The sequence below is a fragment of the Acinetobacter seifertii genome (genome assembly GCF_000368065.1).
In the GTDB taxonomy this organism is placed as follows: domain Bacteria; phylum Pseudomonadota; class Gammaproteobacteria; order Pseudomonadales; family Moraxellaceae; genus Acinetobacter; species Acinetobacter seifertii.
Genome location: NZ_KB851200.1, coordinates 1,321,582 through 1,342,646, shown reverse-complemented (window position 1 = coordinate 1,342,646; position 21,065 = coordinate 1,321,582). Strand labels below are relative to the sequence as shown.

At 35.4% G+C, this 21,065-nt stretch carries 22 protein-coding genes and 3 pseudogenes; 19 read left to right on the top strand and 6 right to left on the bottom strand.

The genetic code is table 11. The features are described from left to right. Positions 1 to 117 precede the first annotated feature (117 nt). From F985_RS13730 to F985_RS13715, 4 genes are read left to right on the top strand one after another with little or no spacing between them, the layout of a single operon-like run. Positions 118 to 1,137: an HlyD family secretion protein gene (locus tag F985_RS13730; RefSeq protein WP_004701858.1), complete on the top strand. Its 1,020-nt coding sequence runs from the start codon at positions 118 to 120 to the stop codon at positions 1,135 to 1,137. After that, positions 1,130 to 2,893 (top strand): ATP-binding cassette domain-containing protein, encoded by a 1,764-nt coding sequence (locus tag F985_RS13725; RefSeq protein WP_004701856.1) that lies wholly within the window; start codon positions 1,130 to 1,132, stop codon positions 2,891 to 2,893. The genes F985_RS13730 and F985_RS13725 overlap by 8 nt, the downstream gene beginning before the upstream one ends. Positions 2,894 to 2,903: 10 nt before the next feature. Then, positions 2,904 to 4,028, top strand: a complete 1,125-nt coding sequence (locus F985_RS13720) for an ABC transporter permease (RefSeq protein ID WP_004701855.1) — start codon at positions 2,904 to 2,906, stop codon at positions 4,026 to 4,028. A gap of 4 nt (positions 4,029 to 4,032) precedes the next feature. Further along, positions 4,033 to 5,151, top strand: coding sequence for an ABC transporter permease (locus F985_RS13715; protein ID WP_004701853.1), 1,119 nt, complete (start codon positions 4,033 to 4,035; stop codon positions 5,149 to 5,151). Positions 5,152 to 5,186: 35 nt separating this feature from the next. Here F985_RS13715 and F985_RS13710 read toward each other — a convergent pair whose 3' ends face one another. Then, complete coding sequence (locus tag F985_RS13710) at positions 5,187 to 6,056, bottom strand: DUF2797 domain-containing protein (RefSeq protein ID WP_004701852.1); 870 nt, start codon at positions 6,054 to 6,056, stop codon at positions 5,187 to 5,189. A 39-nt stretch (positions 6,057 to 6,095) separates the two neighbouring features. Between F985_RS13710 and F985_RS13705 the strand changes: the two genes are divergently transcribed. Beyond that, the gene (locus F985_RS13705) at positions 6,096 to 6,557 is read left to right on the top strand and encodes a DUF6231 family protein (protein WP_004701849.1); all 462 of its coding nucleotides are present in this window, start codon (positions 6,096 to 6,098) and stop codon (positions 6,555 to 6,557) included. A 99-nt stretch (positions 6,558 to 6,656) separates the two neighbouring features. Then, positions 6,657 to 7,247 (top strand): YidB family protein, encoded by a 591-nt coding sequence (locus tag F985_RS13700; RefSeq protein WP_004701848.1) that lies wholly within the window; start codon positions 6,657 to 6,659, stop codon positions 7,245 to 7,247. 107 nt (positions 7,248 to 7,354) lie between these two features. Here the strand turns inward: F985_RS13700 and F985_RS13695 are convergent, their stop codons facing one another. From F985_RS13695 to F985_RS13685, 3 genes are all read right to left on the bottom strand, one after another. After that, entirely contained in the window at positions 7,355 to 8,416 is a 1,062-nt protein-coding gene (locus tag F985_RS13695; protein WP_004701846.1) for a porin, read from the bottom strand. Positions 8,417 to 8,670: 254 nt separating this feature from the next. Further along, positions 8,671 to 9,084 carry an HIT family protein gene (locus tag F985_RS13690; protein WP_004701842.1) on the bottom strand — a complete coding sequence of 138 codons (414 nt, stop codon included), beginning with the start codon at positions 9,082 to 9,084 and terminating at the stop codon, positions 8,671 to 8,673. An 18-nt stretch (positions 9,085 to 9,102) separates the two neighbouring features. Then, positions 9,103 to 9,372, bottom strand: coding sequence for a YARHG domain-containing protein (locus F985_RS13685; RefSeq protein WP_004701840.1), 270 nt, complete (start codon positions 9,370 to 9,372; stop codon positions 9,103 to 9,105). Between the two features lie 263 nt (positions 9,373 to 9,635). Between F985_RS13685 and F985_RS26155 the strand changes: the two are divergent. The 6 genes and pseudogenes from F985_RS26155 to F985_RS13660 all read left to right on the top strand — a co-directional run. Further along, positions 9,636 to 9,756: pseudogene (locus tag F985_RS26155) on the top strand (GFA family protein); the annotation flags it as partial. Positions 9,757 to 10,006: 250 nt separating this feature from the next. After that, positions 10,007 to 10,207 (top strand): hypothetical protein, encoded by a 201-nt coding sequence (locus F985_RS13680; RefSeq protein ID WP_004701837.1) that lies wholly within the window; start codon positions 10,007 to 10,009, stop codon positions 10,205 to 10,207. A 12-nt stretch (positions 10,208 to 10,219) separates the two neighbouring features. Then, entirely contained in the window at positions 10,220 to 11,245 is a 1,026-nt protein-coding gene (locus F985_RS13675) for an IS30-like element ISAba125 family transposase (RefSeq protein WP_001988464.1), read from the top strand. Positions 11,246 to 11,798: 553 nt separating this feature from the next. After that, complete coding sequence (locus F985_RS13670) at positions 11,799 to 12,023, top strand: hypothetical protein (protein ID WP_004701835.1); 225 nt, start codon at positions 11,799 to 11,801, stop codon at positions 12,021 to 12,023. Between the two features lie 178 nt (positions 12,024 to 12,201). Further along, positions 12,202 to 12,576: a cell envelope integrity TolA family protein gene (locus F985_RS13665; RefSeq protein WP_004701833.1), complete on the top strand. Its 375-nt coding sequence runs from the start codon at positions 12,202 to 12,204 to the stop codon at positions 12,574 to 12,576. A gap of 179 nt (positions 12,577 to 12,755) precedes the next feature. Next, on the top strand, positions 12,756 to 13,523 hold the full coding sequence (locus tag F985_RS13660; protein ID WP_004701831.1) for a class I SAM-dependent methyltransferase: 768 nt from the start codon (positions 12,756 to 12,758) through the stop codon (positions 13,521 to 13,523). A gap of 118 nt (positions 13,524 to 13,641) precedes the next feature. On the opposite strand, the pseudogene F985_RS13655 reads toward F985_RS13660, so the two are convergent. Beyond that, a pseudogene (locus tag F985_RS13655) lies at positions 13,642 to 14,025 on the bottom strand (alpha/beta fold hydrolase); the annotation flags it as partial. A 55-nt stretch (positions 14,026 to 14,080) separates the two neighbouring features. On the opposite strand from F985_RS13655, the gene F985_RS13650 reads away from it, so the two are divergent. Continuing rightward, positions 14,081 to 15,106, top strand: a complete 1,026-nt coding sequence (locus F985_RS13650; protein ID WP_001988464.1) for an IS30-like element ISAba125 family transposase — start codon at positions 14,081 to 14,083, stop codon at positions 15,104 to 15,106. On the opposite strand, the pseudogene F985_RS13645 reads toward F985_RS13650, so the two are convergent. After that, positions 15,068 to 15,817 (bottom strand): annotated as a pseudogene (locus F985_RS13645) (alpha/beta fold hydrolase); the annotation flags it as partial. The gene F985_RS13650 and the pseudogene F985_RS13645 sit on opposite strands and share 39 nt — an antisense overlap. Positions 15,818 to 15,950: 133 nt before the next feature. Here F985_RS13645 and F985_RS13640 point away from each other — a divergent pair. From F985_RS13640 to F985_RS13615, 6 genes are all read left to right on the top strand, one after another. Next, a complete protein-coding gene (locus F985_RS13640; protein WP_004701824.1) occupies positions 15,951 to 17,138 on the top strand; it encodes an O-succinylhomoserine sulfhydrylase in 1,188 nt (395 codons plus the stop codon). A 177-nt stretch (positions 17,139 to 17,315) separates the two neighbouring features. Further along, positions 17,316 to 17,552 carry a hypothetical protein gene (locus F985_RS13635; RefSeq protein WP_004701821.1) on the top strand — a complete coding sequence of 79 codons (237 nt, stop codon included), beginning with the start codon at positions 17,316 to 17,318 and terminating at the stop codon, positions 17,550 to 17,552. 257 nt (positions 17,553 to 17,809) lie between these two features. Next, positions 17,810 to 18,139, top strand: coding sequence for a YbaB/EbfC family nucleoid-associated protein (locus F985_RS13630; protein ID WP_002113538.1), 330 nt, complete (start codon positions 17,810 to 17,812; stop codon positions 18,137 to 18,139). Positions 18,140 to 18,148: 9 nt separating this feature from the next. Beyond that, positions 18,149 to 18,745 (top strand): recombination mediator RecR, encoded by a 597-nt coding sequence (gene recR / locus F985_RS13625; RefSeq protein ID WP_004701819.1) that lies wholly within the window; start codon positions 18,149 to 18,151, stop codon positions 18,743 to 18,745. A gap of 303 nt (positions 18,746 to 19,048) precedes the next feature. Then, positions 19,049 to 20,173 carry a ribonuclease D gene (locus F985_RS13620; RefSeq protein WP_004701818.1) on the top strand — a complete coding sequence of 375 codons (1,125 nt, stop codon included), beginning with the start codon at positions 19,049 to 19,051 and terminating at the stop codon, positions 20,171 to 20,173. Positions 20,174 to 20,671: 498 nt separating this feature from the next. After that, positions 20,672 to 20,938 (top strand): hypothetical protein, encoded by a 267-nt coding sequence (locus F985_RS13615; protein ID WP_004701816.1) that lies wholly within the window; start codon positions 20,672 to 20,674, stop codon positions 20,936 to 20,938. Positions 20,939 to 21,065: the final 127 nt, after the last annotated feature.

Here is a 21,065-nt window from a genome sequence, read left to right as displayed (position 1 = left end):
TTTAAACCTAATTTTCATTCACCATAAAAGTATATCTTTTATTCAAAGATTGGAGTAATTTAAATTTAAATTGAATTTAAACTAAGAAAATTTGAATTTAATAAGAAGGATAATAAGATGAATAAAAAAGTGATTGCCATAGTCCTAGTTATTTTAGCTCTGGTTATCATCAGCTTCTGGGTATGGAAATATAATAATAAGAATCAAAAAGATAATGATTTGACTCTATATGGAAACGTGGATATTCGCCAAGTTTCCCTCGCATTTGAACAGTCTGGCCGTATAGAGAAACTCTTAGTTCAAGAAGGCGATAAAGTTAAAGCAGGTCAAGTACTGGCGACCCTGAATACCAATTCTTTAGAAATTCAGGCTAAGCAAGCTCAAGCACAACTTAAAGCTCAACAAGAGGCAATTGTTAAACAACAAGTCGGAGCTCGGCCAGAAGAAATTAGTCAAGCAAAAGCACAACTTGCTTCTACACAGGCTGACTTAGATAAATCCAGCAAAAACTTGCAAAGGTTGCAAATATTGGTGAACAGTACCGATGGTCGGGCAATAAGCCAACAAGAGCTCGACTATGCCAAAAGCAATCAACATAGTGCTGAAGCAGCAGTCCGTGAAAGACAAGCTAATTTAGAATTGATCATTAAAGGGGCTAGACAAGAGGATCGGGAAGCAACCAAAGCACAATATGACGCAACCAAAGCTAATTTAGATCTAATCAACTATAACCTTAGTCAAGCTGAACTAAAGTCTCCTGTAAATGCTGTAGTACGGGCTCGACTACAAGAAGTTGGAGATATGACTACTGCACAAATGGCAGTTTATACACTGGCCTTGACCGATCCCAAATGGGTTCGTGTATATGCAAATGAAAAAGATTTAAGTTCCATTCATATGGGTGGTACGGCACAGGTCATTCGTGATTCTTACCCTAATCAACCTATCAATGGAAAAATTGGCTATATATCTTCTGTGGCTGAGTTCACTCCTAAAACTGTACAGACTGATGAGATAAGAACAACTCTAGTTTATGAAGTTCGGGTTTATGTAAATGACCCGGATGATCAATTGAAAATGGGTCAACCAGTGACTGTAAAAGTACCACTTGTTTCAGGTGAGAAAGCTCATGACTGATAATAATGTAGTGGTTCAAGCTCATCATTTATCTATGGCTTTTAAAGCTGAAAATAAAAAATCAGCAGAAATTAAGGCAATTAATGATTTGAATATGCAAATCAAAAAAGGTGAGCTTACTGCTTTAGTTGGCCCAGATGGTTCAGGAAAAACAACTTTATTAAGATTAATTGCAGGACTATATAAAGCAACTTCTGGTTCTTTGCATGTGCTTGGATTTGATATCGATAAACACTCGCAAGCTGTACAAGACCGTATTAGTTATATGCCACAACGCTTTGGGCTCTACGAAGACTTAAGTGTACAAGAAAATTTAGATTTATATGCTGACTTACATGGCGTTCCAAGGGAAGTACGTAGTCAAAGATTTAAACGTTTATTGGAAATAACGGATCTTACTCAATTCACTGAGCGTCTAGCTGGGCAACTTTCTGGTGGTATGAAGCAAAAACTAGGTCTGGCATGTACTCTAGTTCGTTCACCAGAGTTATTGTTACTTGATGAGCCTAGTGTTGGAGTAGACCCTCTATCAAGACGAGATTTATGGATCATTATTGAACAGCTTGTTCAAGAAGAAAGCTTAAGCGTTATTATAAGTACAGCTTATATGGATGAAGCAGAAAAGTGTGACTACGTGTATATCATGTATGAGGGCAAAATTTTAAAGCAAGGTTCACCTGAGCAATTAAAAGAAATAGCGCATGGACAAACATGGAAAGTAAAGTTTTCAGAGCAAATTAAGGCACGGACTTTACAAGCTCAATTGCTTGGAAATTCTGTTGACATTATTGATGCTGTTCCAAAGGGTGAACAAGTAAATTTTATCGGTCGCCAAAAAGAATTATCAACAGATATTTTACCTCAGGGGCTAGTCGCTCATAGGCGATCAGCAGAACTTGAAGATGCGTTTATGATGTTGTTGCAGCAGACTCAAAAGCAACGAAAACTAGTATCTGTTCCTGAGCAGAATTTTCAATTAGAACAAAACAATCATTTGAAATCAGAACAACCCGTCATTGTGGTTAAAGATTTAGTTAGAACCTTTGGTGATTTTACTGCCGTTGCCAATACATCATTTGATGTAAAGCGAGGCGAAATATTTGGATTACTTGGGCCGAATGGCGCGGGTAAAACCACAACATTTCGGATGTTATGTGGATTGTTACCAGCAAGCAGTGGGTATCTAGAAGTTGCTGGTAAAAACTTACGTACAGCTCGTGCTGAGGCCAGAGCAAAAGTAGGGTATGTCTCTCAAAAATTTGCGCTTTATAGTAATTTAACAGTTTTGGAAAACTTAAAATTTTTTGGTGGGGCCTATGGATTAGCTGGCAAAAAACTAAATCAACAAATTGATAAAGCCTTACAGCAATACGATTTAAAGCCACATATTAAAAGCGGTGATTTACCAGGGGGTTATAAACAACGATTATCTATGGCTGCCGCATTATTGCATGACCCAGAGATTTTATTTTTAGATGAACCTACGAGTGGTATTGATCCACTTGCACGGCGTTCATTTTGGTACAGCATTGGCGAGCTGGCAAATCAAGGGATTACTATCATTATTACCACTCATTTTATGGAGGAAGCAGAATATTGTGACCGCATTGCAATACAGGATGCTGGAAAGTTATTGGCCTTAGGCTCACCCCAACAAGTACGTAATTTAGCCAGTCAAGATAAGCATATTGGTGACATGAATGAGGCTTTTATAGCGATTGTGGAACAAGCACGTGCTTTAAGGCATGCTGTTTAGGAGGTCTATAATGAGCTTAGGATTTTGGAATCGATTGATCGCATTAGTTCGTAAAGAAACTAAGCAGCTCATTCGTGACAAAAGTAGCCTCGGAATTGGACTCGTTTTGCCTGTTATTTTAATTCTACTGTTTGGTTATGGACTTTCCTTTGACTTAAATCAGGCCAGGGTCGGAGTTGTCGTTGATCAGTCTTCACCACAAATCCATCAAGCTTTAGCGGGTTTGAATGGCTCACGATATTTAACTAGTCAAGAGTTTCATAATTTACCTGAAGCAGAGCAGGCCATTCGAGATGGCGAAATTGATGCCATTTTGCATTTTCCTTCAGATTTCGCCACTCAGGCACAGCAAGGTAATGCAAAGGTTCAACTATTATTAAATGGTACATCCACCACCATAGCAACAGCCTTAGAAGGTTATGTTGCAGGTGCTTTAGCTACCGCGCCGTCTATACAAGTTGACCGTGGGCAAATATTAGCAACGTCAAGCGCCATTAATATTGAACAACGAATATGGTTTAACGAATCTGCGAATAGTACTTGGTTTTTAGTCCCTGGCTTAATGGTACTCATTTTGACTTTAATTGGCGCATTTTTAACGGGGCTGCTTATTGCCCGTGAAAGGGAAAGAGGAACACTAGAAGCCTTATTTGTTACGCCCGTACGACCTTTTGAAATTGTATTAGCAAAACTCATTCCCTATGTGGTGGTCGGCATGATTGATATCGTGATCTGTATTATTGCTGCCTATTTTATTTTTGAAGTGCCCATGCGCGGTTCATTATTCGCAATTTTATCGGCTTCATTTCTCTATTTAGTTGTTTCTTTATTACTTGGTTTAACTATATCCGGTTTTGCTCAAAGTCAGTTTCAGGCAAGTCAAATTGCTTTATTGGCAAGTTTTATGCCCGCACTTATGCTGTCAGGATTTGTTTTCGATACCCGCAACTTACCTTTAGTTGTGCAAATTATTAGCCAATTGCTTCCAGCTACACACTTTATGATTTTAATTAAAACTTTATTTATGGGAGGTGATGATTGGAAGTTATGGCTTAAAGAATGTGGCTTTTTACTGGGATATATCGTCGTTTTGATATGTGCCGTGAACTTTTCACTAAAAAAACGGTTGGGATAAAGTTATGGGGCAGCAACTAATCGCTTGGCTAAAACATTTAAGTTTTTTAGTTAAAAAAGAATTCTTAACCATTTTTAGTGACCCTGCAAATAGAGTCATTCTATTTGTACCAGCCCTCATGCAGGCACTTTTATTCGGTTATGCTGCAACTTATGATGTTAACCGTGTGGACTATGCAATTTTAGATCAGAGTAATGGACAAGTCTCATATGAGCTAATCTCAAAACTAGATGGTTCTGGTATTTTTAAACGTGTTGCAACACTTGAATATACCGAACAAATCAAACAAATAATTGATAGCCGTCAGGCACTGGTCGTGATTACGATTCCTTCAGACTTTGAGAACAAATTAAATGATAACCAAAGTTCACCTATACAGGTCATTGTTGATGGTAGGAATTCATCAACCGCAGTTGTAGCCGGTTCATATCTAAATAAAATAATTGGGGAGTTTAATCAGCAAAAATTTAACTCAGCTTTGCCGATTAGTTTTGAAACAAGAACATGGTACAACCCAAATCAAGAGTCTCGTTGGAGCTTAATGCCATCATTAATTGCAGCTTTAAGTATGATGCAGACATTACTTTTATCTGCTTTATCAGTTGCTCGTGAACGTGAGCAAGGTACTTTCGATCAGTTACTAGTGACACCATATACACCATTACAAATTATGATTGGTAAAGCCTTACCGCCAATTTTTGTAGGGTTGATGCAATCAACTATTATTCTCTTGATTATTTTGTTCTGGTTTAAAATTCCCATGTATGGCTCTATTGGGCTACTTTATTTTGGTTTATTGAGTTTTAACGTAGCTGTAGTTGGTGTGGGTTTATCTATTTCAGCGTTATCTTTAAATATGCAACAAGCCATGCTATTTACGTTTTTACTCATTATGCCTTTAATGTTACTTTCAGGCTTACTTACACCAGTAGAAAATATGCCGAAAGTATTACAAATAGCAACGTACGCAAATCCATTAAGATTTGGAATTAACTTGGTACAACGAGTTTATTTGGAAGGTGCAGGCTTTGCACAAGTCAAATACAACTTTATCCCAATGATTATACTGGGAGTAGTTACTTTACCTTTAGCAGCTTGGCTATTCAGAAACAGATTATCTTAATTAAAAAGCCCCATTTTAGGGGCTTTAAAACCTATCTAGGCACGTATAATAAGCTCGTAACCCGTATATTTACGAATGTTGATCACACCAATATCAAAGATTAAATATTGGCCTTTAATACCTTGTAATACACCACGAATTTTTGGTGTTTTATCTAGGTTTAGAGATTTAATTTTTTCAGGATATTGTTCTACTGGGTAGACAAATTCGCGCGGTAACTCATCTTCTAATAATTCAACAGTTTCGTTAAATTCAAGATTTTGGCTGAATTCCTCACGAATCGTTTGAATTTTTGGTGCAAACTCCGCGATTAATTGATCACGCTGTTCTGTCAGTTTAAGAGGTTCAGCTTCACCCTTAAGGAGTTTACGCCAATCAGTTTTGTCAGCAATTAAAGAACCAAACATCGTTTCAAGCTGACCAGATAAACGGCGTGATCCAACTTTCATAATTGGTAAAGCCTGAGTTGCTCCTTGATCTAACCAACGACCTGGCATATGACTAACACGAGTAATACCTACTTTTAAAGCACTCGAATTTGCCAAGTACACAATATGGGGTTGGAAACAAACATTATGGGCAAAGTCATCTTCACGACATGTACCTAAATGGTAGTGGCATGTTTCTGGTTTCATAATGCATAGGTCACATTCAGCTTTTGTTTTAAAACATTTAAAGCAGTGACCTTGAGAATAAGACTTCGGTGTTTTAGTGCCACATGAAGTGCAATAGATATTACCTGTCCATTCGATTTCTAGTTCTTGTCCTAAATTAAAAGGAAGATCAATTTCTGAACGGTCTAATACAAATTTGTATTCAACATTTGCCTTGGTTGTCTGTTGATCAGTTACACTAGCATCTTTTAGGCCTGCATGCATTTTATGGCAAATGCCTTGTAGTTCCATAAAGTTTAAACTCACATCTTTCAATTAAGGGTTGCAGTTATGGCTGAACAAAATGTCATCACTTCTATGCTAGACGATTTATCAAACGAACAGCCCATTCATACTGCACTTTGTATTGGCCAGAAAATTGACCAGAATAACGCAATTCAATGGCACTATTTTACCGTAATTGAGCTTTTAAGTCTGCCTTTTACTCAGCGTTATGATTTGGGTTTTGTATTGTTTGATACAGATGAAATGCAGAACATAACTGAACTACAAAAGTCACAATTGTTAGTGAAGCTAAGAGATTTATTAGCAAAACGAATTGTTGTAGTAAGTAAACGCAGTGATGAACAGTTATTACGTTCTTTAGGTTTTACGCAACTCATTGATAAAACATCACATGATAGTGATTTTGCTTTATGGCAATTTAACATCTTGACCTATAAGCATGTTCCAGATTGGTTTAATTCAAAGTTCTGGGCAAACCCAGAGAACTGGAATAAATTCCGCTGGTAAAAGAGCACTAAATCTCTTTCAAAATTTAACAATTTGGCTTTTGCTGTCTCAACAAGAATCCGCGTATGCTCGTGTATAAACCATACATAAGAGTTACACATGACAAATTTAAGCAACATTGTAGAAGTTTTGGCTCAGCAGGCTTTAGGTGGGAACCAGCAAGCATCAGGTCAAGGTGGTTTGGGTGGAATTTTAGGTTCTGTATTGGGACAAATGGGCGGTAATACTTCTTCTGGTGCTCAAGGCGGTTTGGGTGGAGTATTAGGTTCGGTATTAGGACAAGTGACAGGCAACAACAATGCACCTCAAACAGGTGGTGGCGTACAAAGTTTATTAATTGCGGTTGTACCTTTAATTTTAGGTTGGGTTCAACAACAAGGTGGATTACAAGCTGCTTTAGAAAAGTTAAAAGGCGCTGGCTTAGGTAGCCAAGTTCAAAGTTGGGTTGACCCAAATCAAAGTAATAGTGAAGTTCCTACCCAGCAATTACAAAGCCTATTTAACCCAGCAGATATTGAGCAAGTTGCCCAGCAGGCTCAAGCGCCAAAAGAACAAGTTTATGGTGCGATCGCATCTGTGTTACCTCAGGTTATTGACTCTTTAACACCTCAGGGTGACAGTACAGATCATCAAGAAGCGAATCAAGACATTCAAAATGTGATGAATCTGGTAAGTGGTTTCTTAAAATAAGAGATATACTTTAAAAAAGCCGATCATTTTTATATCGGCTTTTTTAGTACGTACAATAAAATAAAAGGGCGCAAGCCCTTTTATTTTTATGAAGGATGGTTAATAACTTAGAAGTTATATTCCATACCAGCACCTACAACAGTACGTTTATCGTCTTGAGCAAGCCAGTCACGTTTTTGTTGAGCAACAATACCGTAGAAACGTGCTTGTTTATTGATTTTGTAGTCTAAGCCTACGCCGTATTGATCAATTTTACGATCTTGCTGACCATCTACAGAAGCTTTAGATGATTGGTATTGTCCTTTTACAACAAAAGGTGTTTCACCAATTTTGTAAGTTATAGCACCAACCCATGCATCTTCTTGTAAGCCTTTATATTTAGTCAACTCATCAGTTGGTTCAGCATGTTGCCATAAACCACCCAACACAAGACCAGTTGCGCCAAGCTTGCTAAAATCGTAAGAACCTGTTACACGGTAAGCATCAGAGAAAATATTGCTAAGGCCATAAGCATTGTATTTACCTTGTACGCTGTAGTTAGCAGCAGCAGCCAATGCTAAACCAATGTCTTTATTTTCGTAGCCGAGAGAGCCTGAAACTGAGTCACCAAAACCATTACGTTTGTCATCGTTACCAGATGCGCCTGGAGTTGGATCAGCAGGCGTTTCACCTTGTTGGAACATTACATTGAATGTTACACCAGCAAGAAGTTTAGGATCAGATTCAAAACCAATAACGTTATTTAGACGTTCTTCACCATACATTGTGTTGGTAATATCTAAAATAGTGTGGTCGTTATAGATGTCTTGGTAGTTACCAGCGGCATTTTTGAAGTAAGAGTCAAATTTACCAACTTTTAATGTACCAACATTATTTGATTTGATACCGATATAACGGTTACGTTGACCAAGATCTGTACCATCACCATCAGCATTAATTTGCCATTCAGCTAAATAAACTGCTGACAAGTTATCAGTCAATTTCTCTTCGCCTTTTACCCCAATACGAGACGCGTTAGAGTTAACTTCGGTAACGTCACTTTTACCATCGAAATTTTTGTTGTCAACTTGGTCAATGGTAACATTGAGTTTACCGTACAAAGTTGGCGCTGCTTGCACCGCGTTTACGCTTAGAGTTGCAACTGCGGCAGCGAGAAGCAATTTCTTCATTGAGATTTCTCCAAAAGGTATTTTTAAATGGCGTATGCCTAGCTAACTTTTATTTTGTAGTTGGCTTATGTACAAAAAGTTACAGAAGCTCACCAACTTGCTAAGAAGTATCTGTAAACTTTGTGACAGTGGAGTGAAGAAGAAATGACAGTTTTATGACAAATAAGAATTAGAAATACTTTATTTTATTTTGATTTTATTACACTTTTTAAATAAAAAAAGCGGAGCCTAAGCTCCGCTTTTAACTCTTTAAATCAAAGAACTGCTTTAATTTTTTCGGCTAAAGCCTTGATTTTATCTTGATCTCCTAATTGCGCAGCATGTTTACCAAGCTGGTGAACATTTGTTGGAATTAGGTGAAAGTGAACGTGAGGGACAGTTTGTCCAGCAGCGGCGCCAGATAATTGCATGAGAACAATACCATCTAGGTTTAGTGCTGTTTCCATTGCTTTCGCAATCTTTTGCACAATCTGGATGGTGTAAGCTGCTCCCTCAGGGGGTAAATCAAGTAAAGTTACTGCAGGAGTTTTTGGAATAACTAATGCATGACCATCGGCTTGGGGCATAATATCCATAAAAGCTAGAACTTGATCATCTTCATAGAGTTTTATCGCTGGAAGTTCACCACGTAAAATTTTTGCGAAGATATTTTGATCATCATATGCCATGAATTATTCCTTTAAGTACTATTTACACTTCAATTCTTTTTGACGTTCTTTAATTGCGTCTAGACGTTGCTGCTCTTTATCAGAGAATTTTGGCTTAGTCGTATGACAGTTTTCATTACCATATTTTTCTTTAGCATCTTGGTCTTTAAAGCAAAAGCCTTTTGATGCATAAATCAAATTGTAATCATCTTGCAATTTTTGACATTCTTGCTCAGGTGTTGCAGCTTGAGCACTGAAGCCGGCAAGAGATACCATTCCAGTGAATACTGCAACCAATAATTTATTCATGAGCTTTTCCTCAGTTAAGGTATGAACCTGTACTCAATATAAGGTTTATTCCCAATATTTCAATGACTATTAATTACTCAAGTGTTATTAAAAATCATGTTTTATCTTATAATACAAAAAAGCTTTACATATCAATATCTTTTTTAAAATTTAAATTAAATCAATTAGTTATATTTTATTTTAGATTAAATAATAAAAATATATACATAATAAATATTTAAAACGATTATTAAAATTTCATAGTGATGAATTAAATACGCTATATGAGTAACATCGGTTCTTGTTTATGTAATCAAGAAAATTTCTATATTTCTTTAAATGAAAACTATTTATTACTGTCATTGCAGTTTATGGCGAAAACAAACGGGTACGGGAGCGAATGCGTGACTTTGGTCGAAGAAAGCTTTTTGTATAAAGTCAAAATATGAATGGGGAGGTTAGCGAACGCTCATGAAAGTTTTAAATGTTTGCCTGTTATTAAAGAATTTTTAAAGTACTTCGAATAACATCTTTTTAATTTTATATCTTTTAATATTTCTTAAGTGTTCGTTACATAAATGATGTGTGTTCACTGTTGAATATATTCTGTATTTAATTGAGCATGAAATGACATAACTTAAAAAGGATGAATCACATGATAGATGAAGAAAAGCCTTTAAACTTTGAAGATGATGAAGAGCCTCTTGATTTTGAAGATGAAGAATTTATAGACGATAAAAAAGAGGATGAAATGTATAACTCGATCACTAAGGATGGATCTAGCGTTGATCCTGCCGATGACGGAACAAGACATGGCAGAGTAAAACTTGAAGTGCGACATAAACCACCTAATTAATTTAAAGGGTTTATGGAGTATATAAAATTGTCATACCATCATCTTAACTTTGAAGATCGTACTGCATTAATGCTTGAGTCAAGAAAAGAAGGCTTTTCAGCCAGAAAATTTGCTGAACTTATTAAAAGACATCCTAGTACGATCTATCGTGAGCTTAAAAGAAATAGCATCAATGACGTTTATCAAGCTCAATATGCTTCTGATAACACTTTTGCTAGACGTAGACGTGGTCACAGAAAACTCAAAATCGATTCAATCCTCTGGAAATTTATTGTTGAAGCGATCCGTTGTTTATGGTCTCCTCAGCAAATAGCAAAGCGTTTAAAGACATTTCCTGATTTGGATCAAACAATGAATGTAAGCCATACAACGATTTATTCAACGATACGAGCATTACCCAAGGGTGAGTTGAAAAAAGACTTATTATCCTGTCTACGTCATGAAAATAAAAAGCGAAAAGCTAACGGTGAACCTAAAAAAGATTCTATATTACAGGATATTAAAACTATTCATGAGCGCCCAGCCGAAGTTCAAGAAAGAAAAATACCGGGTCATTGGGAAGCTGATTTAATTAAAGGTAAAGACAATAAAAGTTCGATAGCAACACTTATTGAACGAAATACACGGCTCTGTATCTTGGCAACATTACCTGATGCAAAGGCAGAATCAGTGCGCAAGGCTTTAACTGAAGCTCTGAAATATTTACCTGCAGAACTGCGTAAAACGTTGACCTATGACCGTGGACGTGAGATGTCAGAACATAAAATACTCGAAGAAGATTTAGGCATAGATGTATATTTCTGTGACCCACATTCACCCTGGCAAAAAGGCACATGCGAAAATATGAATGGTTTAATTAGGCAATATTTACCTAAAGGGATTGATTTAAATCAGGCAGATCAGCATTATTTAAATCAAGTTGCCATGTCACTGAATACTCGTCCTAGAAAGGCGTTAGATTGGCTTACACCATTAGAGAAATTTGCTCAGCTTGTTGATTATCATATGGCTTTTGAAACTGTCGCACCTCATGTTTGAATTCGCCCATATTCGCCCTGAAGACGGTGATCCGATAGAACTTGATGAGTAAAAACATCAATTTAAATAATATTATTCTTTTTAATATTTAAGTATAAGTGTAATATCCGATCGCTGTCACAAACAGCAAAAGTCCTGAATGATCAGCGCAAAAAATCAAAAGGGTAGAGCCTGCTTACAAAGCGGGCTTTTTATTTTTTGTATAAATTTAAACTGAAAAGTTGGCTGAATGAGAAGAAAATATTCTTGTTTTTAAACTAATAAAATATGCATTAAAATAATAACTTATAGCTAAATACTCCACTTATTTATAGTGAGCATTTAAAAGAAGCACGAATGTAAATAATAAAAATAAAAAAAGTAGAAAAGCCATAAGTTAAAGCATATCGTTAAATTATTTAGGTATTTTACACAATTTAACATTTTATGCAAATTGGTTTGCATTTTATTAAGATTTGTTAAAATACGATCAAAATATGATCGTTTTAAATATGTGACAATTTTTGTTTAATTTGATAGATTGTTTTATTTTTTACAACAATGGGTAGGCTGTATGGAAAAATTGTTATTCGCTTTTGCTGTGGTACTGACGCTGAATGGTTGTGCATCACTCACCCATAAAGCTGATGAAAATTATGTTAGCAAGTCACCAATTACTCCGGTGAATACCGCATTTAATGGAACGAAAGTACCTGAGCATGGAATTTTTACTGAGCAAGATATTGCTAACATGCCTGAACATTCAAATATCAATTCACGTTATGAGGTAGCATTTTAATAAGTGAACAAAATTTGAAATTGAATAGTTAAACTAAATAAACTGGTCAATTAGCTGAAATATTAAATTTACTAGCATTACTATTTAGTAAAAGCTGCTAAGTATAAAACCACCAGTTTGGTGGTTTTTAAAAAGATAAAATGTTAAATTTTAATCATTGAAAAAATTGGTTTTATAAATGAAAAGTATCATTATTTTTACTTCTATATTTTTATTATGCGGGTGCGCAATTAATACTAAGTCATTATCATCACCAAAAAGTAATGATGATAAAACGATATTAGAAGCTGAAAAATATAAGCAACAATATCAGAAAAAAATCTTTCGAACTTGGGATGTCCCGTCATCTTCATCTGGTATGAGTGCTAGTGTTAAAGTTTTTTTAACTGACACAGGTCAAATTGAGCAAATTATTTTTCTTGATAAAGAAGATCCAAAGTTTAAATCAAGTATTGAAAAAGCTATATGGCGTTCAAGTCCATTTAATTTACCTAATAATCCTGAGGTTCGAAAACAAGCTAGAAAATTCAATATAAAATTTATATCTAAGTAAATTTTTCAATATGAACTTGTTCTTTACTTCAAGAAACTACCAGCAGGTGGTTTCTTTGTTTTTATAGGGAATTTTACGATTTATTGATAACTTTAGGTTATTAATTATTTAAAAACTAATCATTATTTTTTATCAGCTTTTTCTTCTATGTTTAGTTTATCGAAAAAGAGGAATAAGCCATGTTGAATCAACATGAGATTAATTTAAAGCAGTACCACAATAAATCTTTAAGTTATTTGAATAGCACCGCTCATTCTGAAGGGGTTGAATTTGATAAATTTATTAAAGAAATTGAGAAATACCCAAATGCGGTTGTTTTAGATTTAGGTTGTGGTGGTGGTCATGTGGCTTATAACGTTGCTCATCATGCTGATCTGGTTTTTGCTTATGATTTATCTCATGAAATGCTCGATACTGTTTCAAAAGCTGCCAATGACCGAAAAATAAAGAATATCTTTGTACAACAAGGTATAGCTGAAGATATGCCTTTTACAGATGAACAGTTTGATGTAGTCATTAGTCGATATTCTGCTCATCACTGGCAACATGTACCAACGGCCATGAAAGAAATAAACCGGGTTTTAAAACCTAATGGTACCGTTATTTTTGTTGATATTGTTAGCTCAAGTTTTCCCATATTAGATACCTTTTTGCAAACTATAGAAGTGATTCGAGACCCGAGTCATGTAAGAAATTACAGTATTAAAGAATGGGTTTACTTCATTGAGGACGCTGGCTTTGAGTTAACTGCTTTAGACAAACAATCGCTCATGCTAGATTTTGATAGTTGGGTAAAGCGTATGAAAACACCTGAAGATCAGATAAAAACGCTTAAGTATCTACAAGAAAATGCATCAGATATTGTCAGAAAATATTTCAACCTTCAAAAAGACGGAAGTTTCGAAAGTAAGGTAGGGTATTTTGTATTTAAAAAGATATCTTTTTAACTCGGTTGTATGTTGAAGATTTCTAATATTAGCAATCTTCAAAACTGATCAAATATATAGTTATGGTTTATAAAAAATGAAAAAGCCCTTTATATCAGGGCTTTTTCGTAGTTGTTTTTTAAATTATAGTCGAACGTTCCGTCAACCAATCTGCCAGTTTAGGCCAAAATTCTTGTGCACTTGCTTGGCTAGACATCAGTCCTAAATGACCTCCGGGAATAAGAGTAAATGTCACATCTTGGCTACTGGTTAATTGACTTAATGGCTGAGCAGCATCTGCTGTGACTAATTGATCGCTACGACCTGCACCGACTAGAAGAGAACAATCAATATTTTTTAATTCAATTTTTTTATCTTTTAATTGAATATAGCCTTGATTCAACGGATTTTGTAGCCATACGTTGAATAACATGTCCTGATTAATACCACCAGGATAATCAATCATATTGTTTAAAAAACTACTTAATGTGGCGTGCTCTTGTACAAATTGAAGGTCATGAAGGGGCAGAGTAAAACTTGAAGTGCGACATAAACCACCTAATTAATTTAAAGGGTTTATGGAGTATATAAAATTGTCATACCATCATCTTAACTTTGAAGATCGTACTGCATTAATGCTTGAGTCAAGAAAAGAAGGCTTTTCAGCCAGAAAATTTGCTGAACTTATTAAAAGACATCCTAGTACGATCTATCGTGAGCTTAAAAGAAATAGCATCAATGACGTTTATCAAGCTCAATATGCTTCTGATAACACTTTTGCTAGACGTAGACGTGGTCACAGAAAACTCAAAATCGATTCAATCCTCTGGAAATTTATTGTTGAAGCGATCCGTTGTTTATGGTCTCCTCAGCAAATAGCAAAGCGTTTAAAGACATTTCCTGATTTGGATCAAACAATGAATGTAAGCCATACAACGATTTATTCAACGATACGAGCATTACCCAAGGGTGAGTTGAAAAAAGACTTATTATCCTGTCTACGTCATGAAAATAAAAAGCGAAAAGCTAACGGTGAACCTAAAAAAGATTCTATATTACAGGATATTAAAACTATTCATGAGCGCCCAGCCGAAGTTCAAGAAAGAAAAATACCGGGTCATTGGGAAGCTGATTTAATTAAAGGTAAAGACAATAAAAGTTCGATAGCAACACTTATTGAACGAAATACACGGCTCTGTATCTTGGCAACATTACCTGATGCAAAGGCAGAATCAGTGCGCAAGGCTTTAACTGAAGCTCTGAAATATTTACCTGCAGAACTGCGTAAAACGTTGACCTATGACCGTGGACGTGAGATGTCAGAACATAAAATACTCGAAGAAGATTTAGGCATAGATGTATATTTCTGTGACCCACATTCACCCTGGCAAAAAGGCACATGCGAAAATATGAATGGTTTAATTAGGCAATATTTACCTAAAGGGATTGATTTAAATCAGGCAGATCAGCATTATTTAAATCAAGTTGCCATGTCACTGAATACTCGTCCTAGAAAGGCGTTAGATTGGCTTACACCATTAGAGAAATTTGCTCAGCTTGTTGATTATCATATGGCTTTTGAAACTGTCGCACCTCATGTTTGAATTCGCCAGGTTTTTGAGTAATTGAATATGACCGTCGAACCAGCCTTTTGGGTCAAGAATTTTAAATCCCAAAGAATTTAAAATACCTGGAGTATGAATCAACCGCTTTGGTAAACCAGAATAAATACGTTGCTGAAGTTTTTTATTATGACTAATAGCATTATTTATGGTTCTGTAGAGTTTTCCAATATAACCAGATGCATAACTATTGATAGGGCTGCCTAACACTATAAGGTTTTTGACATAATTAGGTTGGTTATGCGCCGTATATAAAGTAACGAATATGCCTGCCATACTCCATCCATGTAGTGAAATTTGACTGCTACCTGAATGCGTTCGTATTACCTCGATGGCTTTAGGAATAAAATCTTCAATAAATGATAAAAAGTTTAGATGTCTATCTTTAAATCCTAAACGTCCCCAATCGACAAGGTATACGTCGAAACCTGCATTCTGGAAATGTTTAATAAGAGAACGATAGGGATATAAATCATAGATCGCCATATTAATCGCTAAAGGTGCAACAAAAACTAAAGGTTCTTTAAAGCGCTTTTGAGCAGCAGCATAGTAACGAATGCGAGTTCCATTAAATTGACCAATAACTTCGAAATGCGTGCTTTGTGACAACACCAGTGTTTTGGGGTGGAATAGTCGGGTAGAGAGGTGCTTGATTTGACTTTGTTCAGAGACAAGGGACTTTAAGCGTTTCATCTTGTTTTACCAACTATACTAAAGATTGATTGAAGTCTAAGCGATAATTTTCAGGTTTACCTTGACCTTAAATACCCTAGGCACTCAAAATGATGATAGTTTTTAGTACATGACCAGTAAAGGCGAACATTTAATGAACCAGTCTGATGATTTAGAATACCAACTTGATACTTTAGCCATTCGTACCGGACATACTCGTAGTTTTGAAGGTGAGCATGGCGAACCGATTTTTTTGACTTCATCTTTTGTATATGAAAATGCTGCTGAAGCGGCTGCAAAATTTTCTGGTCAAGTTCAAGGAAATATCTATTCTCGTTTTACCAATCCGACTGTATCGATGTTCGAAAAACGCTTAGCAGCTTTAGATGGTGCTGAACGTGCTGTTGCGACAAGTTCTGGAATGGGCGCAATTCTGTCGATTGCTATGGCTTATCTAAAAGCGGGTGATCATGTCATCTGTTCAAGAGCTGTTTTTGGTTCAATTGTCGCTCTATTTGAGAAATATATTGCCAAGTTTGGTGTAGATATTACATTTGTTGATTTACGTGACTTGGATGCATGGAAAAATGCAGTACGTCCAGAAACTAAACTTTTATTTGTTGAGTCACCATCAAATCCATTAGCTGAAATTGCTGATATTCAGGCACTTGCAGATATTGCGCATGCGAATGGCGCATTGCTTGCGATTGACAATAGTTTTTGTACGCCTGTTTTACAGCAACCATTAAAATTTGGGGCAGACCTTGTCATTTACTCGGCAACTAAATATTTAGATGGACAAGGGCGTGCATTAGGTGGTGCAGTTGTTGGTAAACATCAACTTTTAGAAGAAGTTTTTGGTGTTGTCCGTACTTTGGGCCCATCTATGAGCCCGTTTAATGCATGGGTTTTCTTAAAAGGTCTAGAAACTTTACGCTTACGTATGAAAGCACACTGTGAGAGCGCTCAAATTCTTGCCGAATGGTTATCTACCCATGACAAAGTAGAAAAAGTTTACTACGCAGGCCTTCCAACTCACGAAGGACACGAACTTGCAGCAAAACAGCAAAATGGTTTTGGTGGGATTGTTTCTTTCGTTGTTAAAGGTGAACGTGAAGGCGCTTGGAAAGTAATTGATAACACCAAGTTTATTTCTATTACAGGTAATTTGGGTGATGTTAAATCGACAATCACACACCCTGCGACAACAACACACGGCAAACTTTCTGCTGAAGCCAAACAAGCAGCAGGAATTCAAGAAGGTTTAATCCGTGTTTCAGTTGGTTTAGAAGATATTAACGATATTATTGGTGATATCTCACGCGGATTAGATTTAATCTAATTAATTTATATATTTAAGACTGAGCCATACTGGTTTTAGTATGGCTTTTCTTTAAATTCACTTTTACTTTTAACCAACGATTGAAATAAAAAAACTACATTTTGTTATAAATGACTTTAAAATCGAAACGTAAAAAAGTTCTAAAGTTAATAAAAATAACAAAGCGAGTTTTTAACCATGCTTAAACCTATAATTTTTTTAGTCGCTATAGGGGCAATTGGTTTAATTGGATATAGAGTATTTGCCCAAAAAGATGAACCAACTCAAATCAGCGAAACTGTATTGTTGATTAATGATGCGAATAAATCAGTTGAAGATGCCGATCATTCAATTGAAAAAGCAAATGCCTCTTTTCAGAAAATGCCTTTAAATGAATACAAACCTGACAATAAAAATCTTCAAGCTTCACAGTAGTGTCAGTTAAATTAAAGAACCAGTTCCTAAGTCTCAAAACTTTTGTATAGAAAACTTTAAATGGATGAGTTAACGAAAATAGTTTCATAGATACCAATAGAAAACATTAATTTATTGTGTCAGAATTGCGGATTAATTTTGATTTAAACGTAATGACCTCAATGATCTTGATGATCGGTCGGGGTAATAAAAGAGTTTAAGTTCCGAAGTGTTATGTGACTATCAATCATATTTGATAGAGATACGGAGTTAGGTTTATGAATATCAATATGCTCATGCAGCAAGCGCAGCGCATGCAAAAAGATATGGAATCAAATATAAAAAAGGCCAAAGAAGAGCTTGCTCAAACTGAAGTACATGCCGAAGCTGGCGGTGGTTTAGTTAAAGTAACCATGACTGGTCGTTATATCGTAAAACGTATCGAAATTAATCCAGAATTACTTCAAGATGAACCAGACATGATTGAAGATTTGATTGCTGCTGCGGTTAATGACGCTGTGCGTCAAGCAGAAGTAATTTCTGAAGAGAAAATGCAAAAAGCTAACTCAGGTATGGGTTTACCTCCTGGTTTAGCAGGCATGTTCTAAGGAAATTCAGTGTTTAGTGATAGATTTGAACAACTCGTTCAAGCTTTACGTATTTTGCCAAGCGTTGGACCGAAGTCGGCCCAACGTATGGCTTTACATCTGTTGATGAAAAATCGTGAAGGTGCCTTTGCTTTAGCGCATGCTCTACATGAAGCATCAAGTTATATTCATGAATGTAGTGTTTGCCACTCTTTAACAGAGCACGAAATTTGTGACATTTGCGCCTCAACAGAAAGAGAAGATCAACTGCTTTGTGTAGTTGAGTCTCCGGCAGATGTGATGGCAATTGAGCAAAGTGGTAGTTTCCGTGGCAAATACCATGTACTAGGTGGTCATCTTTCTCCTTTAGATGGGATCGGGCCAGAGGAAATAGGTATTCCTTACCTAATTCAACGCTTAAGCCAAGGAACTATTGAAGAAGTTATTTTGGCAACTAATGCTACAGTAGAAGGTCAGGCGACAGCACACTATTTGGTCGAAGCCACGAAACATTTACCTATTCATATGACACGTATTGCTCAGGGTGTACCACAAGGTGGTGAACTTGAATATGTTGATAGTCATACATTAAGTCAGGCTGTTCATAACCGCATGCGTATGAAATAAGTACTTCGGTGCTTATTTCAAAGTTTTTAAAATCAATCCTATTATTAAAAATAGTTTTAAAAGACAAAAGTATATTTTTAAAAATTACTTAGTGAATATATAAATTAAAAAGAAGCGGTTGTGGAAAAATAAATTTTATAAGGGTGTTAAATTGAAAAACTTTAAAATAATGATCAAAAAATTATCTCTTTTTAGGGAAATTGTTCAAAAATAGATTATTCATCCGAGATTCAGTAGCATTTTTCTATTGCTATGTTATATATACCAGAGTTTAAAGCACTCTTTGCATTTACTTGAGAAAGCATGTTTCAGTTTATCCAACAGCAAACCGAATTGGTTGATGTCCTTCAACAAATGGATCAATGTTCAACATATGGACTTGATACAGAATTTATTAAGGTTGACACCCTTTGGCCTAAACTTGGAGTATGTCAGGTCAATGTCAACGAAAACGTATATTTGTTGGATGGGGTATCGTTAGATTTAACTGAGTTTTGGAAAAAAATCTTTGTTGCTCAACAAAATATTTTTCACGCATGTAGTGAAGATATCGATTTAATTTACCACTATGCCGATGAACAAAACCTGTTAAATGTTTTTGATACTCAAGTTGGGCTTTCTTTTCTCGGACATGGTTTACAAGTCAGCTATCAAGGTGCTTTAAAGCTTTGTTTAGACATTGACATTGAAAAAGATCAAACACGTTCAGACTGGTTGGCGAGACCTTTATCTCCTCAACAGCTATGTTACGCTGCAAATGATGTTTTATATCTTATGCAATTGGCTACCCATATTCAGGAGCAGCTTAAACAAAAAGGGCTTTACGACTATGTTGTTGAAGATTGCAGTAGTCTCACCAAAGAAATTATTAGTGAAACACCAACTTCATTGCTTTATACAGATGTAGGGAATTATCGACATTCGCGTCGTCAATTAATGCAGTTGCAGAATTTGAGTGAATGGCGAGAACATATAGTTAAAGCAACTAACCAGCCACGTAGTTTTGTTCTTAGAAACTCGACAATGATTGATTTAGTCGAAAAGAATCCGCGTAATAATTTCCAATTATCTCAAGTCAGAGATATTCGCCCAAATGTTGTTCGTGAATATGGCAAGATTATTCTGGATCTTTTAAAAGACTTACCAGTAGAAGGACAATGGCCAGCTAAAATTGCTAAACCTTTTAAAATTACTTCGAAAAAAACTTTAGATAAAATGGATGCGTTAATTGCTAATGCTATAGATCAGACCTCCATTCCAAAAGAAGTTTTGCTTCGTAAGAAATGGTTAAATGCGATTCATCAGCATGTGCTTTCTAAAGGTGACGAACAAGATTTACCTGATTACTTGTTGGGGTGGCGTTACGAATTACTCACCAAACCGCTTATTGAGCTATTTACAGAAGAGAAGGCAAGTCTCTTATTTTAAATTTATAAAGGTGTTTTTAGTTCAAATAAACTCTTTGTATTTAAGAAATAGTTTGTTTGGCTAATATTTATTCAAATAATGCTTGTTAATATTACTTTAAAATAAGACTATTTTATAAGCACAGCTTTATGAACTTAATTTTTTATTTAGCTTTGCTTTATATTGGTGAACTTTTTTAAAGTTTAATTACTATAAATATCAGTTAATCTTAATTATATATACCTATGCTGAATTAAATTAACTTTATTCATGAGAAAAATTCAATTGCGTATATATACAGGTCTGTATATTCTTGGCAGCAAGAAAAACAATTTCAAAATAAATAATATATAACTATAAGTTTGTTTCGGTGCAGAAATATAGAGGCCTTCTCGGGGAGAGGAGGCCTCTAATTTTATTTGTGCAATCTTAAAAAGTTTTTAAAATCAATAATAAGTTAATATTGAAATTAATTTTTTATGCTATAAATAAAGCTTACTAATAACTAGAGAGATAAACATGACTAATAATTTTAATGCTGAACAGGCAAGAAAAAATGCTAAAGATGTAAAAATTGATCAAACAATATTGTTAGAAAAAATCTTATCTGGAACTGAGGAAATTTCCAAAGAAGGTAAACGCCGAGCAGTGTTTCAATTTCCAATAGATGCCTTACATCCTGAACATATTACCCAAGTAGAAGAAGAGCTAAAAGCTCGAGGTTTTAATGTTTCAACTAATATTGAACAGTCTGGTACAACGGTCAATATTGAAGTTAGTTTCTAAATTTTTTATCAGACGCCCATACTTTAGGGCGTTTCTTATATTTTTTTACAATCTAAATTTATAAAAATCAATATATTGTTTGACAGGCTTATACTTCTTCTGTAGCTTTATTTTTTGAGTGGAATAT

Excerpts from the sequence above, each read along its gene's own strand:
- F985_RS13665 (WP_004701833.1), top strand. The coding sequence starts at position 12,202 with ATGAAAAGTATCATTATTTTTACTTCTATATTTTTATTATGCGGGTGC.
- F985_RS13695 (WP_004701846.1), bottom strand. The coding sequence starts at position 8,416 with ATGAAGAAATTGCTTCTCGCTGCCGCAGTTGCAACTCTAAGCGTAAAC.
- F985_RS13615 (WP_004701816.1), top strand. The coding sequence starts at position 20,672 with ATGACTAATAATTTTAATGCTGAACAGGCAAGAAAAAATGCTAAAGAT.
- F985_RS13685 (WP_004701840.1), bottom strand. The coding sequence starts at position 9,372 with ATGAATAAATTATTGGTTGCAGTATTCACTGGAATGGTATCTCTTGCC.
- F985_RS13720 (WP_004701855.1), top strand. The coding sequence starts at position 2,904 with ATGAGCTTAGGATTTTGGAATCGATTGATCGCATTAGTTCGTAAAGAA.
- F985_RS13680 (WP_004701837.1), top strand. The coding sequence starts at position 10,007 with ATGATAGATGAAGAAAAGCCTTTAAACTTTGAAGATGATGAAGAGCCT.
- F985_RS13635 (WP_004701821.1), top strand. The coding sequence starts at position 17,316 with ATGCTTAAACCTATAATTTTTTTAGTCGCTATAGGGGCAATTGGTTTA.
- F985_RS13725 (WP_004701856.1), top strand. The coding sequence starts at position 1,130 with ATGACTGATAATAATGTAGTGGTTCAAGCTCATCATTTATCTATGGCT.
- F985_RS13705 (WP_004701849.1), top strand. The coding sequence starts at position 6,096 with ATGGCTGAACAAAATGTCATCACTTCTATGCTAGACGATTTATCAAAC.
- F985_RS13650 (WP_001988464.1), top strand. The coding sequence starts at position 14,081 with ATGGAGTATATAAAATTGTCATACCATCATCTTAACTTTGAAGATCGT.
- F985_RS13630 (WP_002113538.1), top strand. The coding sequence starts at position 17,810 with ATGAATATCAATATGCTCATGCAGCAAGCGCAGCGCATGCAAAAAGAT.
- F985_RS13690 (WP_004701842.1), bottom strand. The coding sequence starts at position 9,084 with ATGGCATATGATGATCAAAATATCTTCGCAAAAATTTTACGTGGTGAA.
- F985_RS13620 (WP_004701818.1), top strand. The coding sequence starts at position 19,049 with ATGTTTCAGTTTATCCAACAGCAAACCGAATTGGTTGATGTCCTTCAA.
- F985_RS13670 (WP_004701835.1), top strand. The coding sequence starts at position 11,799 with ATGGAAAAATTGTTATTCGCTTTTGCTGTGGTACTGACGCTGAATGGT.
- F985_RS13700 (WP_004701848.1), top strand. The coding sequence starts at position 6,657 with ATGACAAATTTAAGCAACATTGTAGAAGTTTTGGCTCAGCAGGCTTTA.
- F985_RS13710 (WP_004701852.1), bottom strand. The coding sequence starts at position 6,056 with ATGGAACTACAAGGCATTTGCCATAAAATGCATGCAGGCCTAAAAGAT.
- F985_RS13660 (WP_004701831.1), top strand. The coding sequence starts at position 12,756 with ATGTTGAATCAACATGAGATTAATTTAAAGCAGTACCACAATAAATCT.
- F985_RS13640 (WP_004701824.1), top strand. The coding sequence starts at position 15,951 with ATGAACCAGTCTGATGATTTAGAATACCAACTTGATACTTTAGCCATT.
- F985_RS13715 (WP_004701853.1), top strand. The coding sequence starts at position 4,033 with ATGGGGCAGCAACTAATCGCTTGGCTAAAACATTTAAGTTTTTTAGTT.
- F985_RS13675 (WP_001988464.1), top strand. The coding sequence starts at position 10,220 with ATGGAGTATATAAAATTGTCATACCATCATCTTAACTTTGAAGATCGT.
- F985_RS13730 (WP_004701858.1), top strand. The coding sequence starts at position 118 with ATGAATAAAAAAGTGATTGCCATAGTCCTAGTTATTTTAGCTCTGGTT.